Source organism: Alcanivorax profundi (assembly GCF_003597125.1).
Taxonomy (GTDB): Bacteria; Pseudomonadota; Gammaproteobacteria; order Pseudomonadales; family Alcanivoracaceae; genus Alcanivorax; species Alcanivorax profundi.
Genome location: NZ_QYYA01000030.1, coordinates 1 through 1,022, shown reverse-complemented (window position 1 = coordinate 1,022; position 1,022 = coordinate 1). Strand labels below are relative to the sequence as shown.

At 35.0% G+C, this 1,022-nt stretch carries 1 protein-coding gene; it reads right to left on the bottom strand.

Features of this window, described 5'->3' with window-relative positions:
- Positions 1-312: 312 nt before the first annotated feature.
- A partial coding sequence (erm, locus tag D4A39_RS18945) for a 23S ribosomal RNA methyltransferase Erm (RefSeq protein WP_119918585.1) occupies positions 313-1,022 on the bottom strand: 710 nt, incomplete at its 5' end.

The following is a 1,022-nucleotide window of genomic DNA, read 5'->3' as shown; positions in this document are numbered from 1 at the left end:
ATTCGTGAAGACTAGTGCCAATATTGCACTTAACAAATGATTAGTGACTAGTGATTAGCCTTAATTCCGCAACACTTTGATTTAAATTAATTTATAAGTTCCTGAGCAACAAAAAGTTGCCCAGGATTTTGCCGTGTCAGATTTTTCACTTATCTTAGTGTTGCAATCACTAGTGTCCCGTTAAAACGAGACACTAGTGATTTGATGATTTAAAAAAAGTGGTTATATTCGTCAATAATTAAGTTATGCGGCAGCGGAAAAAAAGACGACACCAAACCAAAAAAATCATCTTGACAACCACCCGACTTTGAACTACGAAGGATGAAATTTTTCAGGGACAACTTCCAGCATTTCCAAAAAACAGTTTACCCATTGACTTGGAGACAAACAAACAATTTGAGCATTAAGGTTTAAACCGAATTTTTCCGAAATTGACCTGACCTGACTTTTCCTGAAAATCGACTTTAAAGCTGTTTTTACAGATAAATCAGGTTTCTCTAACAGACAGGAAATAAATGCTAAGTATTTGGCTTTAAACTTAAAATCAAAAAATAAGTGTTTTCTTTTAATGTTTAACAGGGCTGATTTGACAGTTGGCGGTGGCAAGAAACTTTCAGGACCTACCTCATAGACAAGTTTCAAATCAAAAAAAGTATGATAGAAAACGGTATATGGATTGTAAAGCTTCCTCGAAAATAACTTTTGTGTAGGTTCTAACTGAAGGACAATGGAACCTCCCAGAAAATTTCCAAGACTCTCAAACATCAGGATTTTGAAAATATCGGAAGTAATGCCATAAGGAATATTTGACACCACTTTGAAAGGAAATTTCGGAACTGCAAAATTCCTAAAATCACAACCGACAACTTGAACATTTCGGGCATCAGAAAATAATTTTCGTAAATGTTCAACCAAAGCTGTGTCGTTTTCAATAGCAACAACATTGTTGGCGATTTTTACTAAATGAACAGTAAGAAACCCCTTGCCTGCCCCAATATCTAAAACCGTATCCTGATTACTTA